Genomic DNA, 25,786 nt, shown 5'->3' with positions numbered 1-25,786 from the left:
CACTCCGCCGCGCGGGGCAAGCCCGCTCACTACAAATAAAAAGCCCGCTGACCGTTACCGGTTCAGCGGGCTTTGTTGCATCGGGCTTGGCTTACAGCGCCAGGTCAGACGCCGGCTTGCTTGGCTCTGCCGCAGGCTTGGCAGCCTCGGTGGCCTTGGGTGCAGCCAGTTGCGGGATCGCAGGCGGTGGAGTCAGTTGCAGGACGCCAGCCGTGTAGGCCCATTCCTTGGCAACTGCTTCAGGGCTGTCGTTCAGCTTGGTGCCGTAGCTCGGTACGATCTGGTGCAGCTTGGCCTGCCACTCAGGGGTCGCGACCTTGTCCTTGAAGACCTTTTGCAGCACGGTCAGCATGATCGGAGCCGCGGTGGACGCGCCTGGCGATGCACCCAACAGACCAGCGATGGTGTTGTCGGCGGAGCTGACCACTTCGGTACCGAGTTTCAGGACGCCGCCCTGCTCTTCGTCACGCTTGATGATCTGCACGCGCTGACCGGCTTGCCACAGACGCCAGTCTTCTTTCTTGGCGTTCGGGAAGTACTCTTTCAGGGCGTTGTAGCGGTCGTCATCCGACAGCATCAACTGGCCTGCCAGGTACTCGACCAGTGGGTATTCACGAATACCGACTTTGGTCATTGGCCAGATGTTGTGGGTGGTGGTGCTGGTCAGCAGGTCCAGGTACGAGCCTTCTTTCAGGAACTTGGTCGAGAAGGTCGCGAATGGGCCAAACAGGATCACGCGCTTGCCATCCAGCACGCGGGTGTCCAGGTGCGGAACCGACATCGGTGGCGCGCCAACCGAAGCTTTACCGTAGGCCTTGGCCAGGTGCTGCTCGGCGATGGCTGGGTTATCGGTGACCAGGAACGAGCCGCCTACCGGGAAGCCAGCGTATTCACGAGCTTCAGGGATGCCGGATTTTTGCAGCAGGTGCAGTGCACCGCCGCCCGCGCCGATGAACACGAACTTGGCGTCGGTTTCGGTCTTGGTGCCGTCTTTCAGGTTTTTGTAGCTCACACGCCACGAACCGTCGGCGTTCTTGGTGATGTCCTGCACTTCGCTCGACAGTTTCAGGTCAAACTTCGGCGTGGTTTGCAGGTGGGCGACGAACTGGCGGGTGATCTCGCCGAAGTTCACATCGGTGCCGATCGGGGTCCAGGTGGCCGCGATTTTCTGGTTCGGGTCACGCCCTTCCATCATCAGCGGGACCCACTTCTTGATCACAGCCGGGTCTTCGGAGTACTGCATGCCAGCGAACAGCGGGCTCGCTTGCAGGGCTTCGTAGCGCTTTTTCAGGAACTTGATGTTGTCATCGCCCCACACAAAGCTCATGTGCGGAGTGGAGTTGATGAACGAACGCGGGTTCTTCAGCACGCCCTGCTGGACCTGCCAGGACCAGAACTGACGGGAGATCTGGAACGCTTCGTTGATCTCGACCGCTTTGGGGATCTCAACGTTGCCGTTCTTGTCTTCCGGGGTGTAGTTCAGCTCAGCCAGGGCCGAGTGACCGGTACCGGCGTTGTTCCAACCGTTGGAGCTTTCTTCGGCCACGCCATCGAGGCGCTCGACCATTTCCATCGACCAGTCCGGCTGCAGCTCGTTGAGCCATACACCCAGGGTTGCACTCATGATGCCGCCGCCGATCAGCAGCACATCGACTTTCTTTGCCTCTTCCGCGTGAACGGACGTGATCCCCACCGACAAAGCCAGCCCCAGCAGGGCAGTGTTCAGTTTTTTAAACATCTGTAGCACCTATGATAAAACGCCATCCGCCCCACCGCCCCTGATCATGGGCAGCCCTCCATCACGGTGCGCCAGGCAACGCACCGCGGGGTTTGCACATTCACGAGGAGACCGCAGGGTGGGCACACAAGGCCGACGTGTCGACCTCACTTTTATGTCCCTTCTGCGCTGACTTCTTATCATTATTGGCTTCAGCTACCTGGGCGACAGCCAATCGCTGGGACGTATACGGATGTACGCACCAAGGAAAGACTAGACCAAGACGGCGCGCAGAATATCACGGCAGATGGCCTTTATGCGCCGTTTGGCCAATTGACAGCTCTAAATCGAGGGTTTTAACGCGCCAGTGTCAAGCCCGACAGGCGCGACCTGGGGTCACAGGCCTGGAACTCTCACGCAAAAGGCTGTTCTAGACACCTTCGCCGCCTGTTGCGTAGCATCGGCGGCTCTCCTTCGTGCGTTCCATCCAAATAGAGTTACCCATGACTATCCAGCAAACACCCGGGCACGTGCTGCCCGCGCGCAGCGCCGCCAAAATGGAAGCTGCCATGGCCGTGGGCGCCTTTGCGATCGGCACCGGCGAATTCGCCATCATGGGCTTGATGCCCGATATCGCGCAAAACCTGGGGCTCAGCGAACCGCAAGTCGGCCACGCCATCAGCGCCTACGCGCTGGGGGTGATGGTCGGCGCGCCGCTGCTGGCCATCCTCGGTGCCAAGCTGCTGCGCAAACATATGCTGTTGTTGCTGATGGGCCTGTATGCCCTGGGCAACCTGGCCACGGCGTTTACCCCGACCTTCGGCTCACTGGTGGCCTTCCGTTTCATCAGCGGCCTGCCCCACGGCGCCTATTTCGGGATTGCTGCGGTGGTGGCCTCGAGCATGGTGCCCAACGACAAACGCGCTGGCGCCGTCGCCCGCGTGATGATGGGCCTGACCCTGGCCATGCTGCTCGGCAACCCCATCGCCACCTTCCTCGGCCAACACCTGGGCTGGCGCTCGGCGTTCGCGCTGGTCAGCGTGATTGCCCTGTGCACCCTCTTACTGGTCTGGCAGTTCGTGCCACACCGTCACGACGAACAACGCAGCGACCCGCGCAAGGAGCTGCGCGCTTTCACCAAACCCCAGGTGTGGATGGCGCTGTCCATCGGCGCGATCGGGTTTGCCGGGATGTTCTGCGTGTTCAGCTACCTGGCGCCGACCATGCTTGAAGTGACCAAAGTCTCGCCGCAGTGGATTCCCTTCGGCCTCGCCGCGTTTGGCGTGGGCGGCATCATCGGCAACATCGCCGGCGGCAAGCTGTTTGATCGCCTGCAATTTCGCGCGGTGGGCTGGATCATGGTGTGGTCGATGGCCGTGCTGATTTTCTTCACCTTCGCCGCCAGCTCGCTGTGGAGCGTGCTGCTGGGTATCGGCCTGGTCGGCACCATGATCGCCATGGCGGCGCCGTTGCAAATCCGCTTGATGGACATTGCCCATGAAGCGCCAAGCTTGGCGGCAGCGTCCAACCATGCGGCGTTCAACCTGGCGAACGCGCTGGGGCCGTGGCTGGGCGGGATGGCGATTACGGCGGGGTATGGATGGACGAGCACGGGTTACATTGGTGCGGTGACTGCGCTGATCGGGCTCGGCCTCTACCTGATCGCAAGGCGCATGAAAGGCGGGCACTGAACGGAATAAACGCGGGCCCTGAATTGTTATGTTGATTCGAACAACCCCAACATAAAACGAAGGGCCCCATGGACATCACTCTCCCCTTGCTAAGCATCCTCGGCGCCATTGCCATCGGCGCTGCCAGCCCCGGCCCCAGCTTCGTCTTCGTCACCCGCACCGCCATCGCCCTTTCGCGGCGCGACGCACTCGCGGCGGCCATGGGCATGGGCGTCGGCGGCGTGGTGTACGGCGGGCTCGGCCTGTTCGGCCTGCAAACGCTGCTGGCCAAAGTGGAATGGCTGTACGTGATTTTGAAAATACTCGGCGGCGCCTACCTGATCTGGCTGGCCGTACAGCTGTGGCGCTCGGCAAAAAGCCCGATCGTCGTACCCACCACCGCCGATGGCCGCCCACAAAGCGCACGCAAATCCTTCACCCTCGCGGCGGTTACACAACTGAGCAATCCGAAAGCGGCGATTGTGTACGGCAGTATCTTTGCAGCGTTCTTGCCAGCGCACGCCCCGGCCTGGACCTTTGCCGTGCTGTTGCCGGCAATCTTTGCGATTGAGGCTGGTTGGTACACCGTCGTCGCGCTGGCGTTCTCGTCGGAACGCCCCCGCGCAGCGTACCTGCGCTCAAAACACTGGTTTGACCGCACCGCCGGCCTGGTCATGGGCGCGCTGGGCCTGCGCCTGATCCTGGGCTCAGCTCACGCCCAAGCCTAAACGGAACACCCATCCCTGTAGTGAGCGGGCTCGCCCCGCGCTGGGCTGCGCAGCGGCCCCAAAATCTTGGGAGCGCTACGCACTCCAGCGCGGGGCAAGCCCGCTCACTACAATGATCGCCTTTCCTTGATCAGCTCCCAGCCCAGGCCTACTCTGTTTGCCTGCCCGCGCCGAGCCGCCCACAAGGAAGGCCCCATGTTCGACTACCACGCCACACTCAAGCAGCACTTCAGTGCCCTGCGCACCCGCGCCGAATTCTTCTCGCTGCGTTACGTGCGCGAATCCGGCCAATACCTGTCGGTCCGCAAGAACGTCGCCGAGCCGCCCCACCTGAGCCACGACGAAGGCGCGATGCTCACCGTGCGCCTCAACGGCGTCGAAGCCTACGCCGCCACTAACGATATTTCCCTCGCGGGCCTGCAAGCCGCCCTCGAACGCGCCGAACAGCAAGCGCGGCAGATCAAGCCCCACGCCCTGCTCGACCTGCGCGATCAACACGTCTCCAGCGACGTCGCCGACTACCTGTCGCCCGAGCTTCAACAGCCCTTCCCTTCCTTGAGCGACTGCTACGCATTGCTCGGCAGCGAGTCGGCCGCCGTGCCGAAGGATGAGCGCCTGGTGAACTGGGAAGTCAGCCTCGGCCTGACCCACGTCGAACAGATCTACCTCAACAACGCCGGCGCCGAACTGCGCCAGGCCCAGCGTTTTGTGTTCCCTGGCGTCAACGTCACCGCCTACGACGGCAACGACAGCCAGACCCGCACCCTGGGCGGCAGCAACTTCGGCCAGCAAGGCGGCTTTGATGTGATCAGCCGTTTCGGCCTGGTGGGCGCCGCGCCGCGCATCGCCGACGAAGCCCTGCAATTGCTGCTCGCGCCCAACACGCCCAACGGCCCGCGCGACCTGTTGCTGATGCCCGACCAGATGATCCTGCAGATCCACGAGTCCATCGGCCACCCGCTGGAGCTCGACCGCATCCTCGGTGATGAACGCAACTACGCCGGCACCAGCTTTGTGAAGGCCAGCGATTTCGGCCACCTGCAATACGGCTCCAAACTACTCAACGTGACCTTCGACCCGGACATCCCGGAGCAACTCGCCAGCTACGGCCATGACGACGACGGCACCGCCGCCAGCAAGCAGTTCCTGATCCGCGAAGGGCTGCTGCTCAAGCCGCTGGGCGGCGCATTGTCGCAATTTCGTTCGGGCATGAGCGGCGTGGCCAACAGCCGTGCCAGCAGTTGGAACCGCGCGCCCATCGACCGCATGGCCAACCTGAATATCGAAGCCGGCGATCAGAGCCTTGCGCAACTGATTGGCGGTGTGGAAAACGGCATCCTGATGTCGACCAACCGTTCGTGGTCCATCGACGATGCCCGCAACAAGTTCCAGTTCGGCTGCGAGTGGGGCCAGTTGATCGAGAACGGCGAGCTCAAAGGCGTGGTGAAGAACCCCAACTACCGCGCCATTTCCGCGCACTTCTGGCGCAACCTCAGCGCGGTCGGCGACGCCACCACCTTCAAGGTACTGGGCACGCCCAACTGCGGCAAAGGCGAACCCAACCAGGTGATCCGCGTCGGCCATGCCTCGCCCGCCTGCGTATTCAGTGATGTCGATGTATTTGGGGGAGACGCCTGATGAACAACTTCAAGGCATTGGTGGAATGGCTCAAGCACGCCATCACCGACAACGAGCAATTCCACCTGGGTTATGCCGATGAAGCGTCCGAGTTCGTGCGCTTCAACCACGCCAAGGTGCGCCAGGCGGGCCAGGTGCAACAGGCCAGCCTCAACCTGAAACTGATCAATGACGGCCGCCACGCCGACCTGGGCATTACCCTGTCCGGCGAGCCGGAGCTGGACCGTCAGCGCCTCGCCGATGGCCTGCAACAGCTGCGCGAAACGCTGCCGCTGCTGCCAGAGGACCCGTACCTGCTGCTCAATCACAACGCCTGGCAAAGTAACAAAGAACAAACGCGACCGCTGCCTGACCTGGCCCGGGTGTTGGAGGAAATCAGCCAGGCTGCTGAAGGTGTTGACCTGGTCGGGTTCTACGCCGCTGGCCCCATCAGCCGTGGCTTCGCCAGCTCCGACGGTGCGTTCGGCTGGCATCGCGCCAATAGCTTCAACTTTGATTTCAGCCTGTTCCACGCCAATGGCGAAGCGGTAAAAGCCAGCTACGCCGGGCACACCTGGGACAGCGCCGAGTTCGCCGAACGCTTCCAGCAGGCCCGCGAGAAACTTGAGTTCCTTGGCCGACCGCTGCACACCCTCGCACCCGGGCAATACCGCGCCTACCTGGCCCCGGCGGCGATTGAAGAAATCATCAGCATCATCACCTGGGGTGGTTTTTCTGCCCAGGCCATCGCCAGCAAAGGCAGTTCGTTGCAGAAGCTGTACGCCGGCGAGCAATCCCTGAGCCCGCTGGTGACGGTGGATGAACAGATCAGTGGTTCCCTGAGCCAGGCGTTTTCCACCGAAGGCTACCCGCGTGGCGATGTCACGCTGATCAATGCAGGCAAGGCGCGAGGTCAGTTGATCAACTCGCGCAGTGCTGCCGAATATGGCTTGAGCACTAACGGCGCCAGCAGCGATGAATCCCCCAGCGCCTTGCAGATGGCGGCAGGCGACTTGGCCCAGGCCGATATCCTCAAGCAGTTGGGCACCGGGTTGTACATCAGCAACCTGTGGTACCTGAACTACTCCGACCTGCCCGCCGCCCGCCTGACCGGCATGACGCGTTTCGCCACGTTCTGGGTGGAAGACGGCGAGATAAAGGCGCCGGTCAGCACCATGCGTTTTGATGACAGCGTGTACAGCCTGCTCGGCTCGCAACTCGAAGCCCTGACCGCTGATCGGGAACTGCTGTTGTCGGCCAGCACCTACGGCCAGCGCAACACCGCGTCCAATCTATTGCCCGGCGCCCTGGTCAAACGCCTGACCCTAACCCTGTAACCCACCCCTTGTAGGAGCCGGCTTGCCGGCGATTGGGCCCGTAAGCCAAGCACCACGCTTAAGGACGCCATCGCCGGCAAGCCGGCTCCTACAGGGGAATTACCGTCACGGCGACGACGCTTCCCTTCTCCATACTTTGGCCATTCGGCCTGTTGTTCCCCTCCAGATTCCCCGTTATAACGGTTAGTGGCACCTAGCCACGTCCGTGCGGTAACAATAATTCCAACCCCGCCGCCCTTAAACCACTTGAGACCAAGTGATGCACGACCTTGCCCGGGAAAGGGCAAGCTGGAGCGTTGACATGAACCATGGAAGTTTTGTCATTGAAAGGCTGTTCAAGCACTACAACGTTCACATAGAGCAACTGGGTAACGACCCGCAAAAGAAAACCGTGCTGATGGTCAACGGCGCGCTGTCCACCACCCGCTCGTTTGCGCGCACCAGCAAATGCCTGGCGGAACACTTCAACGTGTTGCTGTTCGACCTGCCCTTTTCGGGCTACTCGCGCGAATACAACACCGACCTCGACCTGGTGACCAAGGACGACGAGGTGCAAATGCTCCGCGCCCTGGTGGAGCGCTTTGAGGTCAACCACCTGGTGTCGGCCTCCTGGGGCGGCATCTCCACGCTGCTGACCCTGGCCCACAACCCGCCCTCCATCGAAAGCTCGGTGGTGATGGCCCTGGCGCCCAACCTCAACCAGGCCATGCTCGACTACGTGGAGCGTGTGCGCGTGCTGATCGAGGCCGATGACAAGTCGGCCGTGGGTCATTTGCTCAACGAGACCGTCGGCAAATACCTGTCACCCCGGCTCAAGCGCAACAACCATCGCCACCTGTCGAGCATGGCCACCACGGAGTACCGTCAGGCGCGCTTTCATATCCACCAGGTGCTGGCCTTGGGTGATGGCAACTACCTGCCGGCCCTCAAGCAGATTGAAACGCCGGTGCATTTCCTCAACGGCACGCTGGACGAATACACCCCGGCCGCCGAGGCGCAGTTGTTCAAGCAATACGTAGGGCGCAGCAGTTTTGCCGTGGCCGAGCACACCGGCCATTTGCTCGACCTGGAGTCCCGCGAGTCCGCCTTGGCGGTGCACCGTGCGCTGTTGGACTTCTTGGTAGGCAAGGACGCCGCGTTGTCAGATATAGACGAACCGCCAGTGGGAAAAGGAGCGACGGATGGCGCATAATCGCCGACACATAGCCTGCTAACAAAAGGGTTTTCCATGCCGAATCGCGTCCCGCTCGATGCCAAGACCGCCCGCTGGCTACCCTGGGTGGTCGCGATTGCCTTCTTCATGCAGTCGCTGGACGGGACGATCCTCAACACGGCACTGCCGGCCATGGCCCGGGACCTCGCGGAAAACCCGCTGCGCATGCAAGGCGTGGTGATCGCCTACATGCTCACCGTCGCCTTGCTGATCCCGGCCTCAGGCTGGGTCGCCGACCGTTTCGGCACCAAGAAGATCTTCTTTGGCGCCATCATGCTGTTCACCCTTGGCTCGCTGCTGTGCGCACTGTCCAGCAGCCTGACCATGCTGGTGGGTGCGCGGGTCATCCAGGGCTTGGGCGGTGCCTTGATGCTGCCGGTCGGCAGGCTCGTGGTGCTGCGTGCCTACCCCCGTTCCGAGCTCGTGCGGATCATGGGCTTCATTACCATCCCCGGCCTGCTCGGCCCATTGCTCGGCCCGACCATGGGCGGCTGGATGGTGCAATACCTGACCTGGCACTGGATCTTCCTGATCAACCTGCCGGTGGGCATGGTCGGTTGCTACGCCGTGTGGAAACTGATCCCCGACCTGCGCGGCAGCGAACGCACGCGTTTTGATAGCGTGGGCTTCCTGCTGTTCGGCGCAGCGATGGTGCTGATCACCATTGCCATGGAAGGCCTGGGCGAACTGCACCTGCCGCACCTGCGGGTGATGTTGCTGCTGTTCGGCGGGCTGGCGTGCCTGGCGGCCTATTGGTTGCGGGCCGGGCATATCGATAACCCGCTGTTCTCACCGGTGCTGTTCAAGACCCGCACCTTTGCCGTGGGCATCCTCGGCAACCTGTTCGCGCGGCTGGGCAGCGGCGCCCTGCCGTTCCTGGTGCCGTTGCTGCTGCAAGTGGCGCTGGGCTACTCGCCGTCGGAAGCGGGCATGAGCATGTTGCCCCTGGCGGCGGCGGCGATGTTCGCCAAGTCCATCGCCCGCACCCTGATCGAGCGGCTCGGCTACCGCATCGTGCTGACCGGCAACACCTTGTTCCTCGGCATCATGCTGGCCAGCATGGGCCTGGTCAGCGAGCACACGCCTTACCCGCTGCTGCTGTGCATGCTGGCGATCCTGGGGGCGATCAACTCCCTGCAATTCACGGCGATGAACACCGTCACCCTGATCGACCTGGACGACGCCCAGGCCAGCAGCGGCAACAGCTTGCTGTCGGTGGTGGCGCAATTGTCCCTGAGCCTCGGCGTGGCCTGCGCCGGTGCGCTGCTCGGCGGTTTTACTGCCGAGGCTGGCAACGATGGCGTGGAAAGCGTGCTCGGCGCGTTCCAATTGACCTTCCTCACCGTGGGCATCATGGCGATGCTGGCGGCGGCGATCTTCCTGCAACTGTCGCCCACCGATGGCAAACGGGTGGTCAGCCGCGAGCACGACATCGAGCATTAACAGGCTTCTCGTCTAGAACTTGCGGGGAAATTCCGTTGAGACTGGTACACTGCGCGACATTTTGTTTTGCAGAGCCAGTCCCGTGACTACCATCGCCACCGCTTTTAATACTTTGCCCCTGTCCGCCGCCATGCTGGCTAACCTCGACTCGCTGGGTTATGTCGAGATGACGCAGATCCAGGCGCAAAGCTTGCCGGTGATCCTCAAGGGGCTGGACCTGATCGCCCAGGCCAAGACCGGCAGCGGCAAGACCGCCGCCTTCGGCATCGGCCTGCTGAACCCGATCAACCCGCGCTACTTCGGCTGCCAGGCCCTGGTGATGTGCCCGACCCGTGAGCTGGCCGACCAGGTTGCCAAGGAAATCCGCCGCCTGGCCCGTGCCGAAGACAACATCAAGGTACTGACCCTGTGCGGCGGCGTGTCCCTGGGCCCGCAGATCGCCTCCCTGGAGCACGGCGCCCACGTCATCGTCGGCACCCCGGGCCGCATCCAGCAGCACCTGCGCAAGGGCTCGCTGGTACTGGACGGCTTGAACACGCTGATCCTCGACGAAGCCGACCGCATGCTCGACATGGGCTTTGCCGATGACGTGCAGCGCCTGGTGGGCGAATGTGTCAACCGCCAGCAGACCATGCTGTTCTCCGCCACCACCGGTGGCTCGACCCTGCGCGACATGGTCGCCAAGGTGCTAAACAACCCTGAGCACTTGCAGGTCAACAACGTCAGCGACCTGAATGAGACCACGCGTCAGCAGATCGTGACCGCCGACCACAACGTGCACAAAGAGCAGATCCTCAACTGGCTGTTGGCCAACGAGACCTATCAGAAGGCCATCGTGTTCACCAACACCCGCGCTGCCGCCGACCGCATCTACGGCCGCCTGGTGGCCCAGGAATACAAGGCGTTCGTGCTGCACGGCGAAAAAGACCAAAAGGATCGCAAGCTGGCCATCGACCGCCTGAAGGCCGGTGGCGTGAAGATCCTGGTGGCCACCGACGTGGCTGCGCGTGGCCTGGACGTTGATGGCCTGGACCTGGTGATCAACTTCGACATGCCCCGCAGCGGCGACGAATACGTGCACCGTATCGGTCGTACCGGGCGTGCTGGCAACGATGGCCTGGCCATCTCGCTGATCTGCCACGGCGACTGGAACTTGATGTCGAGCATCGAGCGCTACCTCAAGCAGTCGTTCGAGCGCCGCACCATCAAGGAAGTCAAAGGCACCTACACCGGGCCGAAGAAGGTCAAGGCATCGGGCAAGGCCGTCGGGGTGAAGAAGAAAAAGACCGACGCCAAGGGTGACAAGAAGAAAACCGGCGCTAAGTCGCCGACCAAGCGCAAGATCGCCAACCGTCCGAAGACCGACAACCTGTCGCTCGTCAGCAAGGACGGCATGGCCCCGCTCAAGCGCCGCAAGCCAGAGGCACCCGCTGCCGAGTAAGGCAGGGGTGAAATAAAAAACCGGACGATTGTCCGGTTTTTTTATGGCCTCAGCTTTTGGCCTTGGCTGCGGCTTCCTTGAGTTCTTTCAGGCGTGCGTCGATCAGCTGGCACTTGTCGGGGAAGTCCGCGCTTTCGGTGTCCAGGTCCATCTTCTGCAGTTCGTCGTTCATCTCCTTGGCCTTGGTCGGGTTCTGTTCGGTCAGCTTGGCCACTGCCTGGGCCAGTTCCTCGCGCTTGGCCGTCGCCTCATCGGGCGTGCAGGCCCAGGCGGGCAGTGCGGCGGTTAACGTGGCGACGATGGCCAGGTTCATCAGGGTTTTCATGGGCAGACCTCCTTGGCGGTTATGTGCTGTTGAGGCCGCGAACGTCTGGAAAGTTCAGAGAAATGACGTCCGTCTATTCGGCTGAACGGCCAGCGACGTAGCCTGTCCACCCTTTGACAGGCCACTTTTCCACCGGCCTGCAGGAGGAATCAGGATGACGACTTACAACTGGGATCTGATTGAACGACTGTTGCATGAAGTGCAGAACGGCGAAGGCAGCTTTGCGCCGCGCAAATACGCCGAGCAGGAAGCGGCCGAGAAGGCCACGGCGGGAGAGTCCACCGGTAACCTGGACGCGCTCAAGAAGACCGCTGCGGATTATGAAGCGCTGCTATTCAAGCGCGGCTTCATCGAGTCGCGGCCCGAGGAAGAGGGCGGCAATGGCGAGAATTTCATCCTGACGGCACTCGGTGCGCAGTTGCTGGCGCTGATCGACAGCTCGATTCCCGGCAATGATCACCCGCGTCAGGTGCTGGACGAACAGGCCGATGCGCTGGACCCGGCGACCTTTGCCGAGGTGGCTTCAAAGGCCCAGATTGCCTGAGCATCCTCTGTGGGAGCTGGCTTGCCTGCGAAGGCGGTGGGATGGGCGATAGAGATATTGACTGACCTACCGCTTTCGCGAGCAAGCCCGCTCCCACATAAGCCTGTTCCCACACCCACCCGTGTTCACTTTAGCTCGAAGCGTTCTTGAGGCATTTAAGTGCCTTGAAGTCGCTGCGCACGCCGTCGATTTTCTGCGTCAGTTTCACGCGCTGTTGTGCGGTGCTTTCGGCCATCAGGTCCACGATCAGGCTGCGCGCCGCCGCCTCGGTCTGTGCATACGCAATTTTGTATTGCGGCGTCCAGAGGCTTTCCCGATCCACCAGCAATTGCTGCATTTTCTGCGGGAAGTCGGCGCTTTGCCGTTGTTTCACCGCGTCGATAAATTGCGCCTGCCAGCGGGCGCGGTTGCCGATCCATTGCTGGTTTTGCTCTCCCAGGCTGATGGACCAGGCCGTGACCCGGTTTTTCTGGCTGTCGCTCAACGGCCCCATCCAGGCGTCCAAGCGTTTATTCATGCGTTCGGCGCGGTCCTGGATTTGCTTGGCCAGCGGAGGCTTGAGGTATTCGTCCTGGCGCTTACGCAGGTCCTTGGCCAGCGCGTCGTTCATTTCCTTGACCTGCTGATCGTCCAATCCCTGCAACAACTCAATAGCCGACGGGGTAATTTCACGGGCGACGTCGGCAATGGCTTGTTTGGCTTCGGCCGTGCGGGTCTGCAAGGCGGCGTCGGTGACCTGGTTGTCGTCGACCATGTGTTGCAGGCGATCGAGCCAGTCCAGGTAGCCCGGCAGTTGGGTCGTGCAATGCCAGGCCAGGTGTTCCTTGAGTTTGTCGTTGAACCAGCTCTTCTGCCCGGCATGCATGTCCAGGTAGTCGCTGAGGGTCCAGGGGATGATCACATCGAGGTTGCGATAGGCCAGGCCCACGCGGCTGCAGGCGGTGAGCGCCAGGCTCAGGGTCAGCAAGATCACCAGTAGTTTGAGCCGACGCAGCATGGGCGGGTCCTTGCGCAGAGGAAGTTAATGCATGTGAACCCGCGTCGGGCGCGACAGTTCAGATCCTCAATAAAACGACCGTGCAGCCTTCAGGGTCAACAGCCCATCGCATTGCGAATTGTGTCCGGAGTAGGCCGAGCAGTCGCCGCCGCTGAGGCTGGAGTCGCTGTAGATCAGGTTCAGGTCCACGCCCATCCACTCTCGGGAGAACTGCACCGACCAGTCGCTGAAGCTGCGGATGGAGCCGCCGTCCACCGAGACCGGGGTGCCCAACTGATGGGTGGTGTACTTCATGCTGACGCCGATGCCGAATGGCTGAGTACCACCCAAGTCGGCAAACAGGGTGCTGTCTTGGCGGTCCGGGTCGTTGCTGAACGAGGCGCCGAAACGATTGCCCAGCAGGTTGAGGCCACCGTAGAACTCCTGGCTGTCGAGGGGACTGAGCTTGGGGTAGCTGTAGTGGATCAACCCGACTTCATAGCCCAGGGTCTGGTCGAAGGGGTGCTTGAAGCCCATGTACGAGTCGACCTCCAGGTTGCTGGTGGAGGACAACCCCATATTTGGCGAAAACTGGCCGATGTACAGGCCGCTGTCGTGGCTCAGGTCCAGCCCGCCATGGAACGAGTCGCTGCCTGGCGAGGTGGGCTTGACCAGGCCCTGGGCCATGCTGCGGCTGGGGGTAGTGCCCAGTTTCAGGTCGAAGTCACCCAGTTCGCGCTGGAAGATCTGTGCTTCGGCGAGGGGGCTGGCTGCCAGGGCAGTGACCAGGAAAATGCAGGGTTTGAACATGCTTCACTCCATGAAAAGCGAGGAGCAGTGACGGAAAAAATCGAGCAGATGCCCGTGCTAGACGTGTGCAAGCATACCGGCGAATGCGGGGTGTTGAAGCCCGTTCGTCGATTGGTGCATCAGGGGATTAAGCAGGAGGGTGTTTCGGGCTCTAGTCCTAGCGCCTTGAAGGCAAGGCGCTTAGGGACCAGGTGCAATGCGCAGGTATTACTTTTTGCCCAGGCTGATCTGCTTGGACGGGCCGAAAGTCTGGCCGCTCACGCCCTTGGCAATTTGCTGGATTTCGCCGCCGGACTTGAGGAAAGCCGCGATCTGGCTGTTGATCGATTCGCTGGTTTCAACGGCGGGAGCTGGCTTTGCTTTGCTGTTGGATGCTTTTACGCGCATGGCGGCCACTAACCTGTAGAAAATTAACTTGGCCAGGCATCGTACAGGAAATACTTGACAATTGCTTGGCAAATATCCCTCTGGAATAACGTGCGGCGTTGGAAATAACCCAAGTTCATCTTTGAAATAAACCCCTAACTTACTGTTTTAACTCGAAACCACGGGGGAATAAGGCGATTTTTCGATCACGCAATCGAGCCCGATGATCGGACGAGCGGGGCGGTGCCAGTGAAAGGCCACGCCAGCCCGCGATTTTTCAGGCGCACGCGCGTGTCGGGCGCAACTCGGGTAGAATGCCGCCCACGTAACGAGGGTATCTGGAAATGGCTTTAGTCGGTCGCTACAACAGCTTGCAAGTGGTTAAACACACTAACTTTGGTTTGTACCTGGACGGTGCGCAAGACGGTGAAATCCTCTTGCCCAATCGGTATATCCCCAAAGATATTCCCAGTGAAGATGAAGACTGGCTTAACGTTTTCATTTATTTGGACAGCGATGACAAACTTATCGCCACCACTGAAAAGCCAAAAGTTCAAGTGGGCGAATTTGCCAGTTTGAAAGTAGTGGAAGTCAACAGTATTGGTGTATTCCTCGATTGGGGCCTGCCCAAAGACTTGCTGCTGCCGTACTCGGAAGAGAAGCGCCAGTTGAGTGCCGGTGAATATTGCGTGGTGCACGTCTACCTCGACAAGCACACCAAGCGCATCACCGCCACCGCGCGCCTGGACCGCTACCTGGACAAGACCCCGGCCAATTACCAGGTGGGCCAGGAAGTCGACCTGCTGGTGGCCGAGGCCACGGACATGGGCTTCAAGGCGATCATCAACAACAAGCACTGGGGCCTGATCCACAAGAACGAAGTGTTCAAGTTCCTGCGCCCGGGCAAGGAAGAGAAAGGCTTTATCAAGGAGATCCGCGCCGATGGCAACATCAGCCTGAGCCTGCAGCCGGTCGGCCAGGAAGCGGCCTCAAGCCTCAACTCGAAGATCCTTGCCAAGTTGCGCGAAAACAACGGCACCCTGCCGGTGAGCGACAAGAGCGACCCGGCCGTGATCAGCAACTTGTTCGGCGTGAGCAAAGGCAACTTCAAGAAGGCCATTGGTGCGCTCTACAAGCAGGGCCAGATTGTGATCCATGCCGATCGCATTGAACTAAGCTGACCACGCGCGCCTCTTTGTAGAAACGGGCTTGCTGTGGCGAGGGAGCTTGCTCCCGCTGGAGTGCGAAGCGCTCCCAAATCGTGGGGCCGCTTCGCCGCCCAGCGGGAGCAAGCTCCCTCGCCACAAAAGGCCGGCTCCTACAGAGGGTGTGCAATGTCCAGGAAAGTTATTTACGCCTACCTAGGCACATTGCTCGCCTTCCTGGTACTTGACGGGCTCTGGCTGGGCGTCCTCATGGGGCCGACCTACAAAAGCTTTCTCGGGCCGTTGATGCTGGATCAGCCTCGCTTGCTGCCCGCCGTTCTGTTTTATCTCCTGTATGCCCTCGGTTGCGTGGCGTTCGTGGTGCTGCCCAGCGTCAGCTGGCAGCGCGCGGCGCGCCTGGGGGCCTTGCTGGGCCTGGTGGCCTATGGCACCTACGATCTGAGCAACTGGGCCACCCTGCGCGGTTGGTCCAGCGGGCTGGCCGTCATGGACATGGCCTGGGGCACATTCCTCACCGCGGTCTGCTGCACCGTGGGCTACCTGTGTGCACAACGAGTGCAGAGGTGATTGTGTACAGGATTTGTATGCACCGTTGCTGAGCACCTCTCCCGTGTTTAAAGCGCTATAACCGCCTTTGGAGCGCCGTACCACGGGGATTGTGTGCTATTGGCACGCAATCTGCTGAATGCCTCGTATACAAACTCTGCCGCCTCCCGTATGCACACTGCTACGGTGGGGCAGGCCGGTATTTCGAGGAGCCCAGCGATGACCGAACAATTGCCCAACGGCTACAGCCCGCGCCTGTACAACAAGGACCTGGGGCCACTGCCGCAGAAATGGACCTGGTACAACATCTTCGCTTTCTGGATGAGCGACGTGCACAGCGTCGGCGGCTATGTATTCGCCGCCAGCCTGTTTGCCCTTGGGCTGGCCAGCTGGCAGGTGCTGATCGCCTTGCTCGCCGGCATCTGCATCGTGCAATTGATCGCCAATCTGGTAGCCAAGCCGAGCCAGCAGGCCGCGGTGCCGTACCCGGTGATTTGCCGGCTGGCCTTCGGGGTGTTCGGTGCAAATATTCCAGCAGTGATCCGGGGACTCATCGCGGTGGCCTGGTATGGGATTCAGACGTACCTGGCGTCGAGTGCCTTGATCATTGTGGTGCTGCGGTTTTTCCCGCAGATGGCGGTGTATGCCGAGCCGCACTTCGCAGGCCTTTCCTATTTGGGTTGGTTTGGTTTCCTCAGCCTGTGGGTGTTGCAGGCGGCGGTGTTCTGGGCGGGCATGGAGTCCATCCGCCGCTTTATCGATTGGGCAGGGCCGGTGGTCTACGCGGTGATGTTCGCCTTGGCGGGCTGGATCGTGTGGAAGGCGGGTTGGGCGAACATCAGCTTCACCCTGGCGGAAAAATCCTTGTCGGGTTGGCAAGCATTCGGCCAGGTGATCGTGGCGACTGCGTTGGTGGTGTCGTACTTCTCGGGCCCGACGCTGAATTTCGGTGATTTCAGCCGGTACTGCCGCAGTATGCATGACGTACGACGCGGCAATTTCTGGGGGCTGCCAGTGAATTTCCTGGCGTTCTCGCTGGTCACTGTGGTGATCGTCTCGGGCACCTTGCCGGTGTTCGGTGAAATGCTCCACGACCCGATCGCCACCGTGTCGCGCATCGACAACAGCATGGCCGTATTGCTCGGCGCCTTTGCCTTCGTGACCGCCACCATCGGCATCAATATCGTGGCCAACTTCGTTTCACCCGCCTTTGACTTCGCCAACGTCGCGCCGAGCAAGATCAGCTGGCGCGCCGGCGGGATGATCGCTGCCGTGGCCTCCATCTTCATCACCCCATGGAACCTGTTCAACAACCCACTGATGATCCACTACACCCTGGATATTCTCGCCGCCTTCATCGGGCCGCTGTTCGGGATCCTGCTGGTGGACTTCTACCTGATCAAAAAGCAGAAGATCGACGTGGATGCCTTGTTCGATGACCGCCCAAGTGGGCGTTACTACTTCGACGGCGGCGTGAACTGGACAGCAGTCAAGGCGCTGGTGCCAGCGACGCTGGTGGGCGTCGCCATCACCTTCACCCCGGCGTTGCAGGGCATGGCCAACTTTGCCTGGTTTACCGGGTGTTTCCTGGGAGGGCTGTTTTTCCTGGTGCTCGCTCGGCGCGAGCAGGTGCGTCTGCCCGCGCCGCTGGTTGCCGGTTGACCAGCACCGCACCCGCCAACACCAGCCCGCAGCCGGCCACTATCAACGCTGGCTGCAGCCCACCGCTCAGGTGGCTGCTCGCCGAGGCCAGCAACGGCCCGCTCAATTGGCCGATGGCAAAGCTGGCGGTGAGCAGGCCGGTGCTGCGCTGGTAGCCGTGAGGCGCCACGTCACGCAAGCGCGCCATCACCAGTTGCATGCACGCCAGGAAAGGCGCGCCACACAGCAACACGCCCAGTGCCAGGCCCCAGCCATTGCCCAGCAGGCAAGCGAATACCCCGACCGCTTGCAGCCACAGTGTGGTCATCAGCCAGCGGCGGGTGGTGTGCGGGTCCTTGCGGCGCAGGCTCGCCACCACCACGCCCAGCGCTGCCGCCAGGCCGAAGCACGGCCAGAACAGATCGGCTTGCCAGGCGCCCTTGAACTGCGCGCTGGCCATCTGCGAGAGAAAGGTGGCCGGAATGATGTAACCCAGGCCGTACAGGAAGTAGATCCAGCACAGGTGCGCGATGCTCTCGTTGCTGCCGGCCTGGGAGGCGTGGGGCACCGTGAGGGTCGGCTGTGGCAGGAACGGCAGGACCATCAGCAGCATCACCAGCGCCACAATCCCGTACACCAGCCACAGTGTCGCCGAGTTCTGCCCCAGCAAGTTGGAGCCCAGGGCCAGCAGCCCGGTCAGCAGGATCCCCAGCCCAGGCCCTGCAAACACCAAGGCACCCAGGCGCGGGCGGCCGATGCTGACCGCCAGCGGCTGGCTCAGGCTGGTGATCATCACCAACGCCCAGGCACTGGCGACGCCGGTGCCAAAGCGCAGCAATAAATGTGGCCAGAACCCGTGGGCCCAGTACGAAGCCAGGGTCAGCAGCACACACAGCCACAGCCCACCGTACAGGCGGCCGCGTACGTGGTGATGGCTGCGGGCGAAGATCGAATCCACCGCCCCCACGAAGTAGCCCAGGTAGTTGGCGGCCGCAATCAAGCCGGCGCCGGTCAGGTCGATCTGCCCTTCACTGAGCAGATGGGGCATTTGCGGGGTGAGGGCGAAGCGGCCAATGCCCATGGCCATCATCAGGGCGATAAAGCTGGCGAGTAAGCGAATGCGGGGTGACATGGTCAAGTTCCTGCTGGTAAGCGAATGACCTTCAGGCTAAAGCCGATTGACTTTCTGTAAAAATGAATAATAGTGAGTAACTTGTTCAGTTTTGGAGAAAGGTATGGAGTTCAGTCAATTGCGCATTTTCCAGGCCGTGGCGGAAGAGGGCTCCATTACTCGCGCGGCCGATCGCCTGCATCGTGTGCCTTCGAACCTGTCGACACGGCTCAAGCAAATGGAAGAGCAGCTCGGCGTCGAACTGTTTGTACGTGAGCGCCAGCGCCTGCAGCTTTCTCCCGCCGGCAAAGTACTGCTGGACTACAGCACGCGCCTGCTGGCCCTGCACGACGAAGCCCATGGCGCGGTTCAAGGCGGGCAGCCGGCCGGTGAATTTGTGCTGGGCAGCATGTACAGCACGGCGGCCGTCCATCTGCCGAAGTTGCTGGCGCGTTATCACAAGGCTTACCCGATGGTGAACTTGCAGGTGCAATCGGCCCCCAGTGGCGAATTGCTCGAAGGCCTGATTACCGGTCGTCTCGACGCGGCCTTCGTGGATGGCCCGATCACCATTGCCTCCCTGGACGGCGTGCCGTTATGCGAAGAGCGGCTGGTGCTGATTTGCGAGGCTGATCACCCACCGGTGCGGGGCCCTCAGGATGTTGCCGGGCGTTCGGTGTTCACCTTCCGCCGCAGTTGCGCCTACCGCACGCGGCTGGAGACCTGGTTTTCCCATGAGCACGTGGCGATGGGGCGGGCGATCGAGATCGAGTCCTACCAGGGCATGCTCGCCTGTGTGATCGCCGGTTCCGGGGTGGCGTTGATGTCCGAGTCGATGCTCGACAGCCTGCCAGGCAAGGACAGCGTGTCCGTTCATCCCCTGACAGGGCCATTTGCCATTGCTACCACCTGGTTGATGTGGCGAAAGGGTATGCTCGGCGCTAACCTCAACGCATGGATCGACTTGCAGCAAGAAGGCAAGGCCGAATTCGTGCAAGACACCCGTGCGATTGCTTGAGCGATCCGTCAGGATTCACATCAATCTGGTAACAGTTCGTTGTGGTTTCGTTCAAGCATTACGTAGGACTTAGGGCTACTATCAGTGTAGGAAAAGTCGACAGGTATCTCGCCGGCTCGCATCACCCTCAAAGGGGGCAAACCATGAAAGAGAAAATTCAAAACTGGCTCCATGACCTTGGCGTTGCGCTGGGCTTGATCGAGCCGCCGTTGCAGCCGGTGCCAATCCGCACGGATGACGAGCAACGCCGACCACGGCGCAGGTAAGCGTAAGGCGCTCATACGATCAGCTATTGAACGTGCGGGCGCTGATGCTACAGGTATTGTTTCAGGGCAGCTCCGGTTCCCTGTGATCTGAGCGCACCTCCCTTTTCGTAACGCCTCCCCCGTTTATCGTCTGACGATGCACGTGCCATCGTCAGACCCTTCTGCTTATCCCGTCATCCACGCCTTTTCCCAGTTTCAGCCTCTATATTTTTGTCTTCCCAAGGATGAAAAGGCATCGGAATGTCGAGCATTGATAACGAAGGCATGTTGATTTCCAGCAAGGTCGAACTCCGCCGTTTCCCAGCGATCGAGCAGGGGGATTTGCGTAGCGTGCGCGCCCTGGTGGTCCACCAGACTGACGCCCCGACGGCGCAGCACACCTTCAATAGTTACCGAAATAAGGGCAACGGCGCGCACTTTCTTATCGAAAAGGATGGTGCGATCTACCAGACGGCCAGCATGAAAAAACGCTGTTATCACGTCGGGAGATTACTGCGCTCCAAGTGCGAGGCGGTGGATAAGTCAACGTGTGACGCCGCTCAGATGAAGGTTATTGAATCACTCACGTGGAAGTTGCAGTTCCGCGCGTTGGATCGGTATGAACGCACCAAGAACTACCCTGAGCGTTACCCCATGAATGCCGATTCTTTAGGCATCGAGCTGGTCGGAAAACACTTGGATGAAACGCATTATGAGAAGGTGACGGCGATGCAAAATCAATCGTTGCAATGGTTGGTCGCTGAGCTATACGGTCATTTCAGCCTGACTTCCAAGGACGTCTACACCCACCCGCAAATTTCGTATAAACATCTGGGTGAAGCCGGCAGCGCGGTGTGGCAATGAGGTTTTGGCCAGCGGTGGTTGCGGTGTTACTTGTGGGGTGCTCGCCTGTCAGCGACGTGTCGATTACACGTTTTGAATCTGTGGAGCCTGAGTCGTGCCGAGCATCGGACGTTGCACTTGATGAGCGGCAAATCGCCTCTTTCTTCAAGCGTGCCGAGCGCATTGATGGGCGCACGCTGCATGACGAATACAATTGGGCACCTTGTCACCTTGAGGGCACCCTGACGTATCAGGGAAAGGCCTGCACTTGGCACGTACGCGCAGGACACACGGGCGAAATCGTCTGCCCGGGGGTACAGCAGTATTTTGGCTGCAAGACCTGCTACGACTTGTTTGGAGGGGGCGAGCCCTAGAAGTAATCAGAACAAAAAAAACGGGCACGACATCCGACGTCGTGCCCGCTGAAGAAACTGCTCTAAATCCTGTTACACATCAAACCGCTCGCGCCGCCATCGCCTCCGGTTTGCGCGACAACAGGCTTACCAGCACGAAGCTCACCAACCCGACCGCCAGGCTGTAGTAGATCGGCGTGTTGGCATCCTGGCCATCCTTGAACATGAACACCAGTGCGGTCACAAAGCCCAGGGTCATGGAGGTGATTGCGCCGGAGGTGGTCGCCCGCTTCCAGAAGATCGCGCCGATCAGTGGGATCAGCATGCCGCCCACCAGCAGGTTGTAGGCCAGGGTCAGTGCGCTGATCACGTCGTTCACCACCAGCGCGATACCCAGTACGGCAATACCGGTGAGCATCGTGAACAGGCGGTTGATCGCCAGGCTCGACTGCTTGCCGCCGCGCAGGCGTGGCAGCAGGTCTTCGGTCAATACAGTGGAGGCTGCCAACAGGCCAGCGCTGGCGGTGGACATCATCGCGGCCAGGGCCGCCGCAATCACCAGGCCACGGATGCCGTCCGGCAGCGACAGTTTGACGATGGCGGCGAAGGCGTTGTTGACGTTGTCCAGGTTCGGGATCAACACATGCGCAGCCATGCCGATCAATGCGCAGGCCAGGCCGTAGAGAATGCAGTAGAAACCGGCGAAGGTGCCCGCGTACTTGGCGACCTTTTCATCACGGGCAGTGAACACACGCTGCCAGATGTCCTGGCCGATCAGGATGCCGAAGAAGTAGATCATGAAGTAGGTGATGATCGTGTCCCAGCCGATTTCGGTGAAGCTGAAATTCGACGCCGGCAGCTTGGCCACCAGCTCATCCCAGCCGCCGACGCGGTACAGGCAGATCGGCAGCAGGATAAACATCAGGCCGACGGTCTTGATCACGAACTGCACGATGTCGGTGAGGGTCAGCGACCACATGCCGCCGATGGTCGAATACACCACCACCACGCCACCGCCCAGCAGCACCGAGATCCAGAACGGCAGGCCGAACAGCACTTGCAGCACGGTGCCAATGGCCAGGATCGAGGTCACGCCGATCATCAAGGCGTAGGCCAGCATGATCACCGCGCTCGCTTGGCGGGCCATGGGGTTGTAACGTTTTTCCAGCACCTGGGTCACGGTGAAGATCTTCAGCTTCAACAGCGGCTTGGCCAGGAACAGGTTCAGCGCAATGATCCCCATGCCCAGCGCGGCGCACAGCCAGAAGCCGGAGATGCCGTGCACATAACCCAGGCGCACGGTGCCGACGGTGGACGCACCGCCCAATACCGTGGCGGCCATGGTGCCCATGTACAGTGAAGGGCCCAGGTTGCGACCGGCCACCAGGTAGTCTTCGTGGGTCTTGGCGCGGCGCATGCCGTAATAGCCGAGCACGAGCATGCCGGCGGCGTAGATGAGTACGACGAATAAATCCAAAGCCATGACGGCGGGTCTCCGATTATCTTTTTTATGAGCGATCAGGCGGCTTGTTGCAGCGCCGGTTTAACGCGCGCATCCGTGCGCTTGCTGCGAGGGTCCGCCGGGCCGTAGACAGCGGCCGGTTCCGGAAACACGCGAAGCAAGGTCAGGTACACCACCGACGCCAGTCCCAGCGTCACCGGCAGGCTGATGTCGATGCCATCGGCCAGGTTGCCCAGTGGCCCGACAAACTGCCCCGGCAGGTTGACGAAGCACAGCCCCACCAGTGCGCTCGGGATCCAGGCCCCCAGCCCGCGCCAGTTCCAGCCATGGCTGAACCAGTAGCGACCACCGGTTTCACCGCGGGTGAACACCTGCAGGTCATCCGGGCAGTAGTAACCACGGCGCACGATCAGGCCGATGATCATCATTACCATCCACGGTGTGGTGCAGGTGATGATCAGCACGGCGAAGGTCGACACGCTCTGCACCAGGTTGGCGGCGAAACGTCCGATGAAGATGAAGGCAATCGACATCACCCCAATCAGCAACGTGGCCTTGACCCGCGACAGCAGACGCGGGAACACGCTGGACATGTCCAACCCCGTGCCATACAGCGAGGTGGTGCCGGTGGACATGCCGCCGATCACTGCGATCAGGCACACCGGCAGGAAGAACCAGCTCGGTGCCACGGCCAGCAAACCGCCGACGTAGTTGTTGGCCGCGATGTAGTCCGGTGCATTAATTGCCACGATGGTCGCGGTGGCCAGGCCGAACAGGAACGGGATCAGGGTGGCGATCTGCGCCAGCACCACCGCCAGCATGATGCGCATTTTCGGCGTTTCACGAGGGATGTAGCGCGACCAGTCACCGAGGAACGCCCCGAAGGAAATCGGGTTGCTCATGGCCACCAGCGCGGCACCGATAAACGCCGCCCAGAAGCCAGTCTGGCCCAGTGCGACGGTGCCGGCGAAGTGGCTGTCGAACGCCGGTGCGAAGGCAAAGATGCCCAGCAGGAACAGCAGGCTCGCCGCCCACACCGCAATGCGGTTGACCCACAGCATGAAGCGGAAGCCGTAGATGCACACCGTGAGCACGAGCAGGGCGAACAAACCATAGGCCAGGCCCAGGGTCAGGTCAGTTTCCGGCAAGCCCACCAGGCGTTTCGCACCGCCTACCAGCGCGTCGCCTGAACTCCACACCGACAGTGAGAAGAAGGCAATCGCCGTCAGCAATGACAGGAACGAGCCGACAATCCGCCCGTGCACGCCGAAGTGCGCACCGGAAGACACGGCATTATTGGTCCCATTGATCGGCCCGAACAGGCCCATGGGCGCCAGGATCAGCGCACCCACCAACACGCCCAGCACAATCGCCCAGACACCGGCCTGGAACGACAAGCCGAACAACACCGGGAAGGAACCCAGCACGGCGGTGGCAAAGGTATTGGCACCGCCGAAGATCAGTCGGAACAGATCCTTGGGGCCGGCAGTGCGTTCGTGGTCCGGGATCTGTTCGACCCCGTTGGTTTCTATTTTGCGAATACTGTTTTCGTTGTTTTTATTATTCATGATCAGCTCCGATCACATTGGCTAAGGGGGCGGCAGCCCTTCCGGCATTGCGGACAAATGTTCGTGACAGGCCAGCCACAGGCCTTGTTCTTGTTGTTCGCTCGCCCCTTGTCGCTTGAAGACAATGGTCTCGCGTTCCTGGCTAAAAAATTGCTCCCCGTTCATGCGCAGCTCGGTGGCCACGTCATGAATAAAAATCGCCACGTCGCCTTGCAGGCTGACAACGGCGTTGCTCGACGTGCAGGACAGCACCTCGAACCCCTCGTCCTGGCGCCAGCTGTCCCACAACGCCTGGTAGGCGTCGCGGCTGAGCAGCGGCTGGGGGAGGGTGTAGAACACAAAGCTGGCATCGGCCGTGAACGCGCCGAAGTAGGCGGCGCGGTCATTGCGGGCGAAGGCCGACACCAGGTCGGCCGCGGCTTTCAGTACGTCTTGGGTGCTCATCAGCGGTGGGCCACGCCGGGCAGTACGCAGAGCATCTCGTACAGCAGGTTGGCGCCGAGCAGCGAGGTGTTGCCGGTGGTGTCGTACGGCGGCGAAACTTCTACCAGATCACAACCAATCAGGTCGAGGCCCTGGCAGCCCCGGATGATCTCGATGGCCTGGATGGTGGTCAGCCCGCCGATTTCCGGAGTGCCGGTGCCAGGCGCCCAGGCCGGGTCGATACCGTCGATATCAAAGCTCAGGTACACCGGACCGCCGCCGACTTTTTCACGCACCTCGGCCATCAGCGGGGCCAACGACTGGTGCCAGCACTCTTCGGCCTGCACCACACGGAAGCCCTGTTTACGGCTCCAGTTGAAGTCTTCGGCGGTGTAGCCCTGGGCACGCAGGCCGATCTGTACCACGCGGTCGCAGTCCAGCAAGCCTTCTTCCACCGCACGGCGGAAGGTGGTGCCGTGGGCGATTTTCTCGCCGAACATGTGGTCGTTGACGTCGGCGTGGGCATCGATGTGCACCAGCCCGACCTTGCCGTGTTTCTTGTGGATCGCCCGCAGGATCGGCAGGGTGATGGTGTGGTCGCCACCCAGGGTCAGGGGGATCACATCGTGCTCGAGGATCTCGTCGTAGGCTTCTTCGATGATGCGCACGGCGTCAAGCAGGTTGAAGGTGTTGATCGCCACGTCGCCGATGTCGGCCACCGACAGCGAGTCGAACGGTGCAGCGCCGGTGGCCATGTTGTACGGGCGGATCATCACGGATTCGGCGCGGATCTCGCGGGGCCCGAAGCGGGTGCCGGCGCGCAGGGAGGTGCCGATGTCCAGGGGCACGCCGATAAAGGCGGCGTCCAGGCCCTTGGCCGTTTGCAGGTGGGGCAGGCGCATCATGGTGGCGATGCCGGCGAAGCGCGGCATTTCGTTGCCGCCCAGTGGTTGGTGGAAAATCTTGTCCACGGGAGTGCCTCATCGTTGTTTTGTTTATTAGGGGCCGATAATGCGAAATACCTGGAAACGAAAGAATCGGCAGGGGCAAATACTTAGTTCAGATTTTTCTAAACTAATGCCAGCAGGTAGACTGTCTGAAAAGGTTCTGTGGTGATTGGACTCTGTAGTGAGCGGGCTTGCCCCGCGCGGCGATGTATCAGCCGCCACGAGCCAACCTGATATACCGCCGCGCGGGGCAAGCCCGCTCACTACACCCCAACC

The 25,786-nt window shown here is 61.2% G+C and carries 24 protein-coding genes; 14 read left to right on the top strand and 10 right to left on the bottom strand.

Translation table 11 applies throughout. From position 1 onward, the window contains the following. Window positions 1-91: 91 nt before the first annotated feature. Complete coding sequence (mqo, locus tag HX803_RS07550) at window positions 92-1,738, bottom strand: malate dehydrogenase (quinone) (RefSeq protein WP_176995379.1); 1,647 nt, start codon at window positions 1,736-1,738, stop codon at window positions 92-94. A gap of 482 nt (window positions 1,739-2,220) precedes the next feature. Here mqo and HX803_RS07545 point away from each other — a divergent pair, with 482 nt between their 5' ends. From HX803_RS07545 to HX803_RS07515, 7 genes are all read left to right on the top strand, one after another. Beyond that, window positions 2,221-3,408 (top strand): MFS transporter, encoded by a 1,188-nt coding sequence (locus HX803_RS07545; protein ID WP_178919858.1) that lies wholly within the window; start codon window positions 2,221-2,223, stop codon window positions 3,406-3,408. Window positions 3,409-3,476: 68 nt separating this feature from the next. Further along, on the top strand, window positions 3,477-4,115 hold the full coding sequence (locus HX803_RS07540) for a LysE family translocator (RefSeq protein ID WP_178919857.1): 639 nt from the start codon (window positions 3,477-3,479) through the stop codon (window positions 4,113-4,115). Between the two features lie 195 nt (window positions 4,116-4,310). After that, window positions 4,311-5,753 (top strand): TldD/PmbA family protein, encoded by a 1,443-nt coding sequence (locus HX803_RS07535; RefSeq protein ID WP_178919856.1) that lies wholly within the window; start codon window positions 4,311-4,313, stop codon window positions 5,751-5,753. Further along, window positions 5,753-7,069, top strand: coding sequence for a TldD/PmbA family protein (locus HX803_RS07530; RefSeq protein ID WP_178919855.1), 1,317 nt, complete (start codon window positions 5,753-5,755; stop codon window positions 7,067-7,069). The genes HX803_RS07535 and HX803_RS07530 overlap by 1 nt, the downstream gene beginning before the upstream one ends. A gap of 301 nt (window positions 7,070-7,370) precedes the next feature. Then, window positions 7,371-8,261: an alpha/beta fold hydrolase gene (locus tag HX803_RS07525; RefSeq protein ID WP_178919854.1), complete on the top strand. Its 891-nt coding sequence runs from the start codon at window positions 7,371-7,373 to the stop codon at window positions 8,259-8,261. 36 nt (window positions 8,262-8,297) lie between these two features. Beyond that, window positions 8,298-9,725, top strand: a complete 1,428-nt coding sequence (mdtD, locus tag HX803_RS07520; RefSeq protein WP_178919853.1) for a multidrug transporter subunit MdtD — start codon at window positions 8,298-8,300, stop codon at window positions 9,723-9,725. 130 nt (window positions 9,726-9,855) lie between these two features. Continuing rightward, window positions 9,856-11,166 carry a DEAD/DEAH box helicase gene (locus HX803_RS07515; RefSeq protein WP_178919921.1) on the top strand — a complete coding sequence of 437 codons (1,311 nt, stop codon included), beginning with the start codon at window positions 9,856-9,858 and terminating at the stop codon, window positions 11,164-11,166. Between the two features lie 49 nt (window positions 11,167-11,215). On the opposite strand, the gene HX803_RS07510 is transcribed toward HX803_RS07515, so the two are convergent. Further along, the gene (locus HX803_RS07510; RefSeq protein WP_178919852.1) at window positions 11,216-11,491 is read right to left on the bottom strand and encodes a hypothetical protein; all 276 of its coding nucleotides are present in this window, start codon (window positions 11,489-11,491) and stop codon (window positions 11,216-11,218) included. 154 nt (window positions 11,492-11,645) lie between these two features. Here HX803_RS07510 and HX803_RS07505 point away from each other — a divergent pair, with 154 nt between their 5' ends. Continuing rightward, window positions 11,646-12,035: a hypothetical protein gene (locus tag HX803_RS07505; RefSeq protein ID WP_017134854.1), complete on the top strand. Its 390-nt coding sequence runs from the start codon at window positions 11,646-11,648 to the stop codon at window positions 12,033-12,035. 130 nt (window positions 12,036-12,165) lie between these two features. Here the strand turns inward: HX803_RS07505 and HX803_RS07500 are convergent, their stop codons facing one another. From HX803_RS07500 to HX803_RS07490, 3 genes are all read right to left on the bottom strand, one after another. Next, window positions 12,166-13,032, bottom strand: a complete 867-nt coding sequence (locus tag HX803_RS07500) for a DUF6279 family lipoprotein (RefSeq protein ID WP_178919851.1) — start codon at window positions 13,030-13,032, stop codon at window positions 12,166-12,168. A 66-nt stretch (window positions 13,033-13,098) separates the two neighbouring features. Next, window positions 13,099-13,821 carry a TorF family putative porin gene (locus tag HX803_RS07495; RefSeq protein WP_176996257.1) on the bottom strand — a complete coding sequence of 241 codons (723 nt, stop codon included), beginning with the start codon at window positions 13,819-13,821 and terminating at the stop codon, window positions 13,099-13,101. Window positions 13,822-14,028: 207 nt separating this feature from the next. Continuing rightward, window positions 14,029-14,208 carry a hypothetical protein gene (locus HX803_RS07490; RefSeq protein WP_003193095.1) on the bottom strand — a complete coding sequence of 60 codons (180 nt, stop codon included), beginning with the start codon at window positions 14,206-14,208 and terminating at the stop codon, window positions 14,029-14,031. Between the two features lie 323 nt (window positions 14,209-14,531). Between HX803_RS07490 and HX803_RS07485 the strand changes: the two genes are divergently transcribed. The 3 genes from HX803_RS07485 to HX803_RS07475 all read left to right on the top strand — a co-directional run bounded on the left by HX803_RS07485 (window position 14,532) and on the right by HX803_RS07475 (window position 17,561). Further along, window positions 14,532-15,368, top strand: coding sequence for a S1 RNA-binding domain-containing protein (locus tag HX803_RS07485; RefSeq protein WP_034099624.1), 837 nt, complete (start codon window positions 14,532-14,534; stop codon window positions 15,366-15,368). A 153-nt stretch (window positions 15,369-15,521) separates the two neighbouring features. Further along, a complete protein-coding gene (locus HX803_RS07480; protein ID WP_178919850.1) occupies window positions 15,522-15,920 on the top strand; it encodes a DUF2177 family protein in 399 nt (132 codons plus the stop codon). 198 nt (window positions 15,921-16,118) lie between these two features. After that, window positions 16,119-17,561 carry an NCS1 family nucleobase:cation symporter-1 gene (locus HX803_RS07475; RefSeq protein ID WP_178919849.1) on the top strand — a complete coding sequence of 481 codons (1,443 nt, stop codon included), beginning with the start codon at window positions 16,119-16,121 and terminating at the stop codon, window positions 17,559-17,561. Here HX803_RS07475 and HX803_RS07470 read toward each other — a convergent pair. After that, complete coding sequence (locus tag HX803_RS07470; RefSeq protein WP_178919848.1) at window positions 17,473-18,672, bottom strand: MFS transporter; 1,200 nt, start codon at window positions 18,670-18,672, stop codon at window positions 17,473-17,475. The two genes, HX803_RS07475 and HX803_RS07470, sit on opposite strands and share 89 nt — an antisense overlap. Window positions 18,673-18,775: 103 nt before the next feature. Here HX803_RS07470 and HX803_RS07465 point away from each other — a divergent pair, with 103 nt between their 5' ends. The 3 genes from HX803_RS07465 (at window position 18,776) to HX803_RS07460 (ending at window position 20,778) form a co-directional block, all read left to right on the top strand. Beyond that, window positions 18,776-19,669 (top strand): LysR family transcriptional regulator, encoded by an 894-nt coding sequence (locus HX803_RS07465; protein WP_178919847.1) that lies wholly within the window; start codon window positions 18,776-18,778, stop codon window positions 19,667-19,669. Window positions 19,670-19,812: 143 nt separating this feature from the next. Next, entirely contained in the window at window positions 19,813-19,935 is a 123-nt protein-coding gene (locus HX803_RS32665; RefSeq protein ID WP_003193089.1) for a PA1414 family protein, read from the top strand. Between the two features lie 240 nt (window positions 19,936-20,175). After that, window positions 20,176-20,778 carry a peptidoglycan recognition family protein gene (locus HX803_RS07460; RefSeq protein WP_178919846.1) on the top strand — a complete coding sequence of 201 codons (603 nt, stop codon included), beginning with the start codon at window positions 20,176-20,178 and terminating at the stop codon, window positions 20,776-20,778. Window positions 20,779-21,210: 432 nt separating this feature from the next. Here HX803_RS07460 and HX803_RS07455 read toward each other — a convergent pair whose 3' ends face one another. Genes HX803_RS07455 through speB form a run of 4 tightly spaced genes read right to left on the bottom strand, consistent with a single transcriptional unit; the run spans window position 21,211 to window position 25,534 of the window. Continuing rightward, the gene (locus HX803_RS07455) at window positions 21,211-22,593 is read right to left on the bottom strand and encodes a sodium:solute symporter (RefSeq protein ID WP_178919845.1); all 1,383 of its coding nucleotides are present in this window, start codon (window positions 22,591-22,593) and stop codon (window positions 21,211-21,213) included. A 35-nt stretch (window positions 22,594-22,628) separates the two neighbouring features. Continuing rightward, on the bottom strand, window positions 22,629-24,140 hold the full coding sequence (locus HX803_RS07450) for a cytosine permease (protein WP_178919844.1): 1,512 nt from the start codon (window positions 24,138-24,140) through the stop codon (window positions 22,629-22,631). Between the two features lie 21 nt (window positions 24,141-24,161). Continuing rightward, entirely contained in the window at window positions 24,162-24,584 is a 423-nt protein-coding gene (locus tag HX803_RS07445; RefSeq protein WP_178919843.1) for a nuclear transport factor 2 family protein, read from the bottom strand. Then, window positions 24,584-25,534 (bottom strand): agmatinase, encoded by a 951-nt coding sequence (gene speB, locus HX803_RS07440; protein WP_178919842.1) that lies wholly within the window; start codon window positions 25,532-25,534, stop codon window positions 24,584-24,586. The genes HX803_RS07445 and speB overlap by 1 nt, the downstream gene beginning before the upstream one ends. Window positions 25,535-25,786 lie beyond the last annotated feature (252 nt).

It is taken from the genome of Pseudomonas sp. P7548 (genome assembly GCF_013386585.1).
GTDB lineage: Bacteria > Pseudomonadota > Gammaproteobacteria > Pseudomonadales > Pseudomonadaceae > Aquipseudomonas.
The sequence above is the reverse complement of the archived record's forward strand: the minus strand, read 5'-3'. Positions and strand labels throughout refer to the sequence as shown.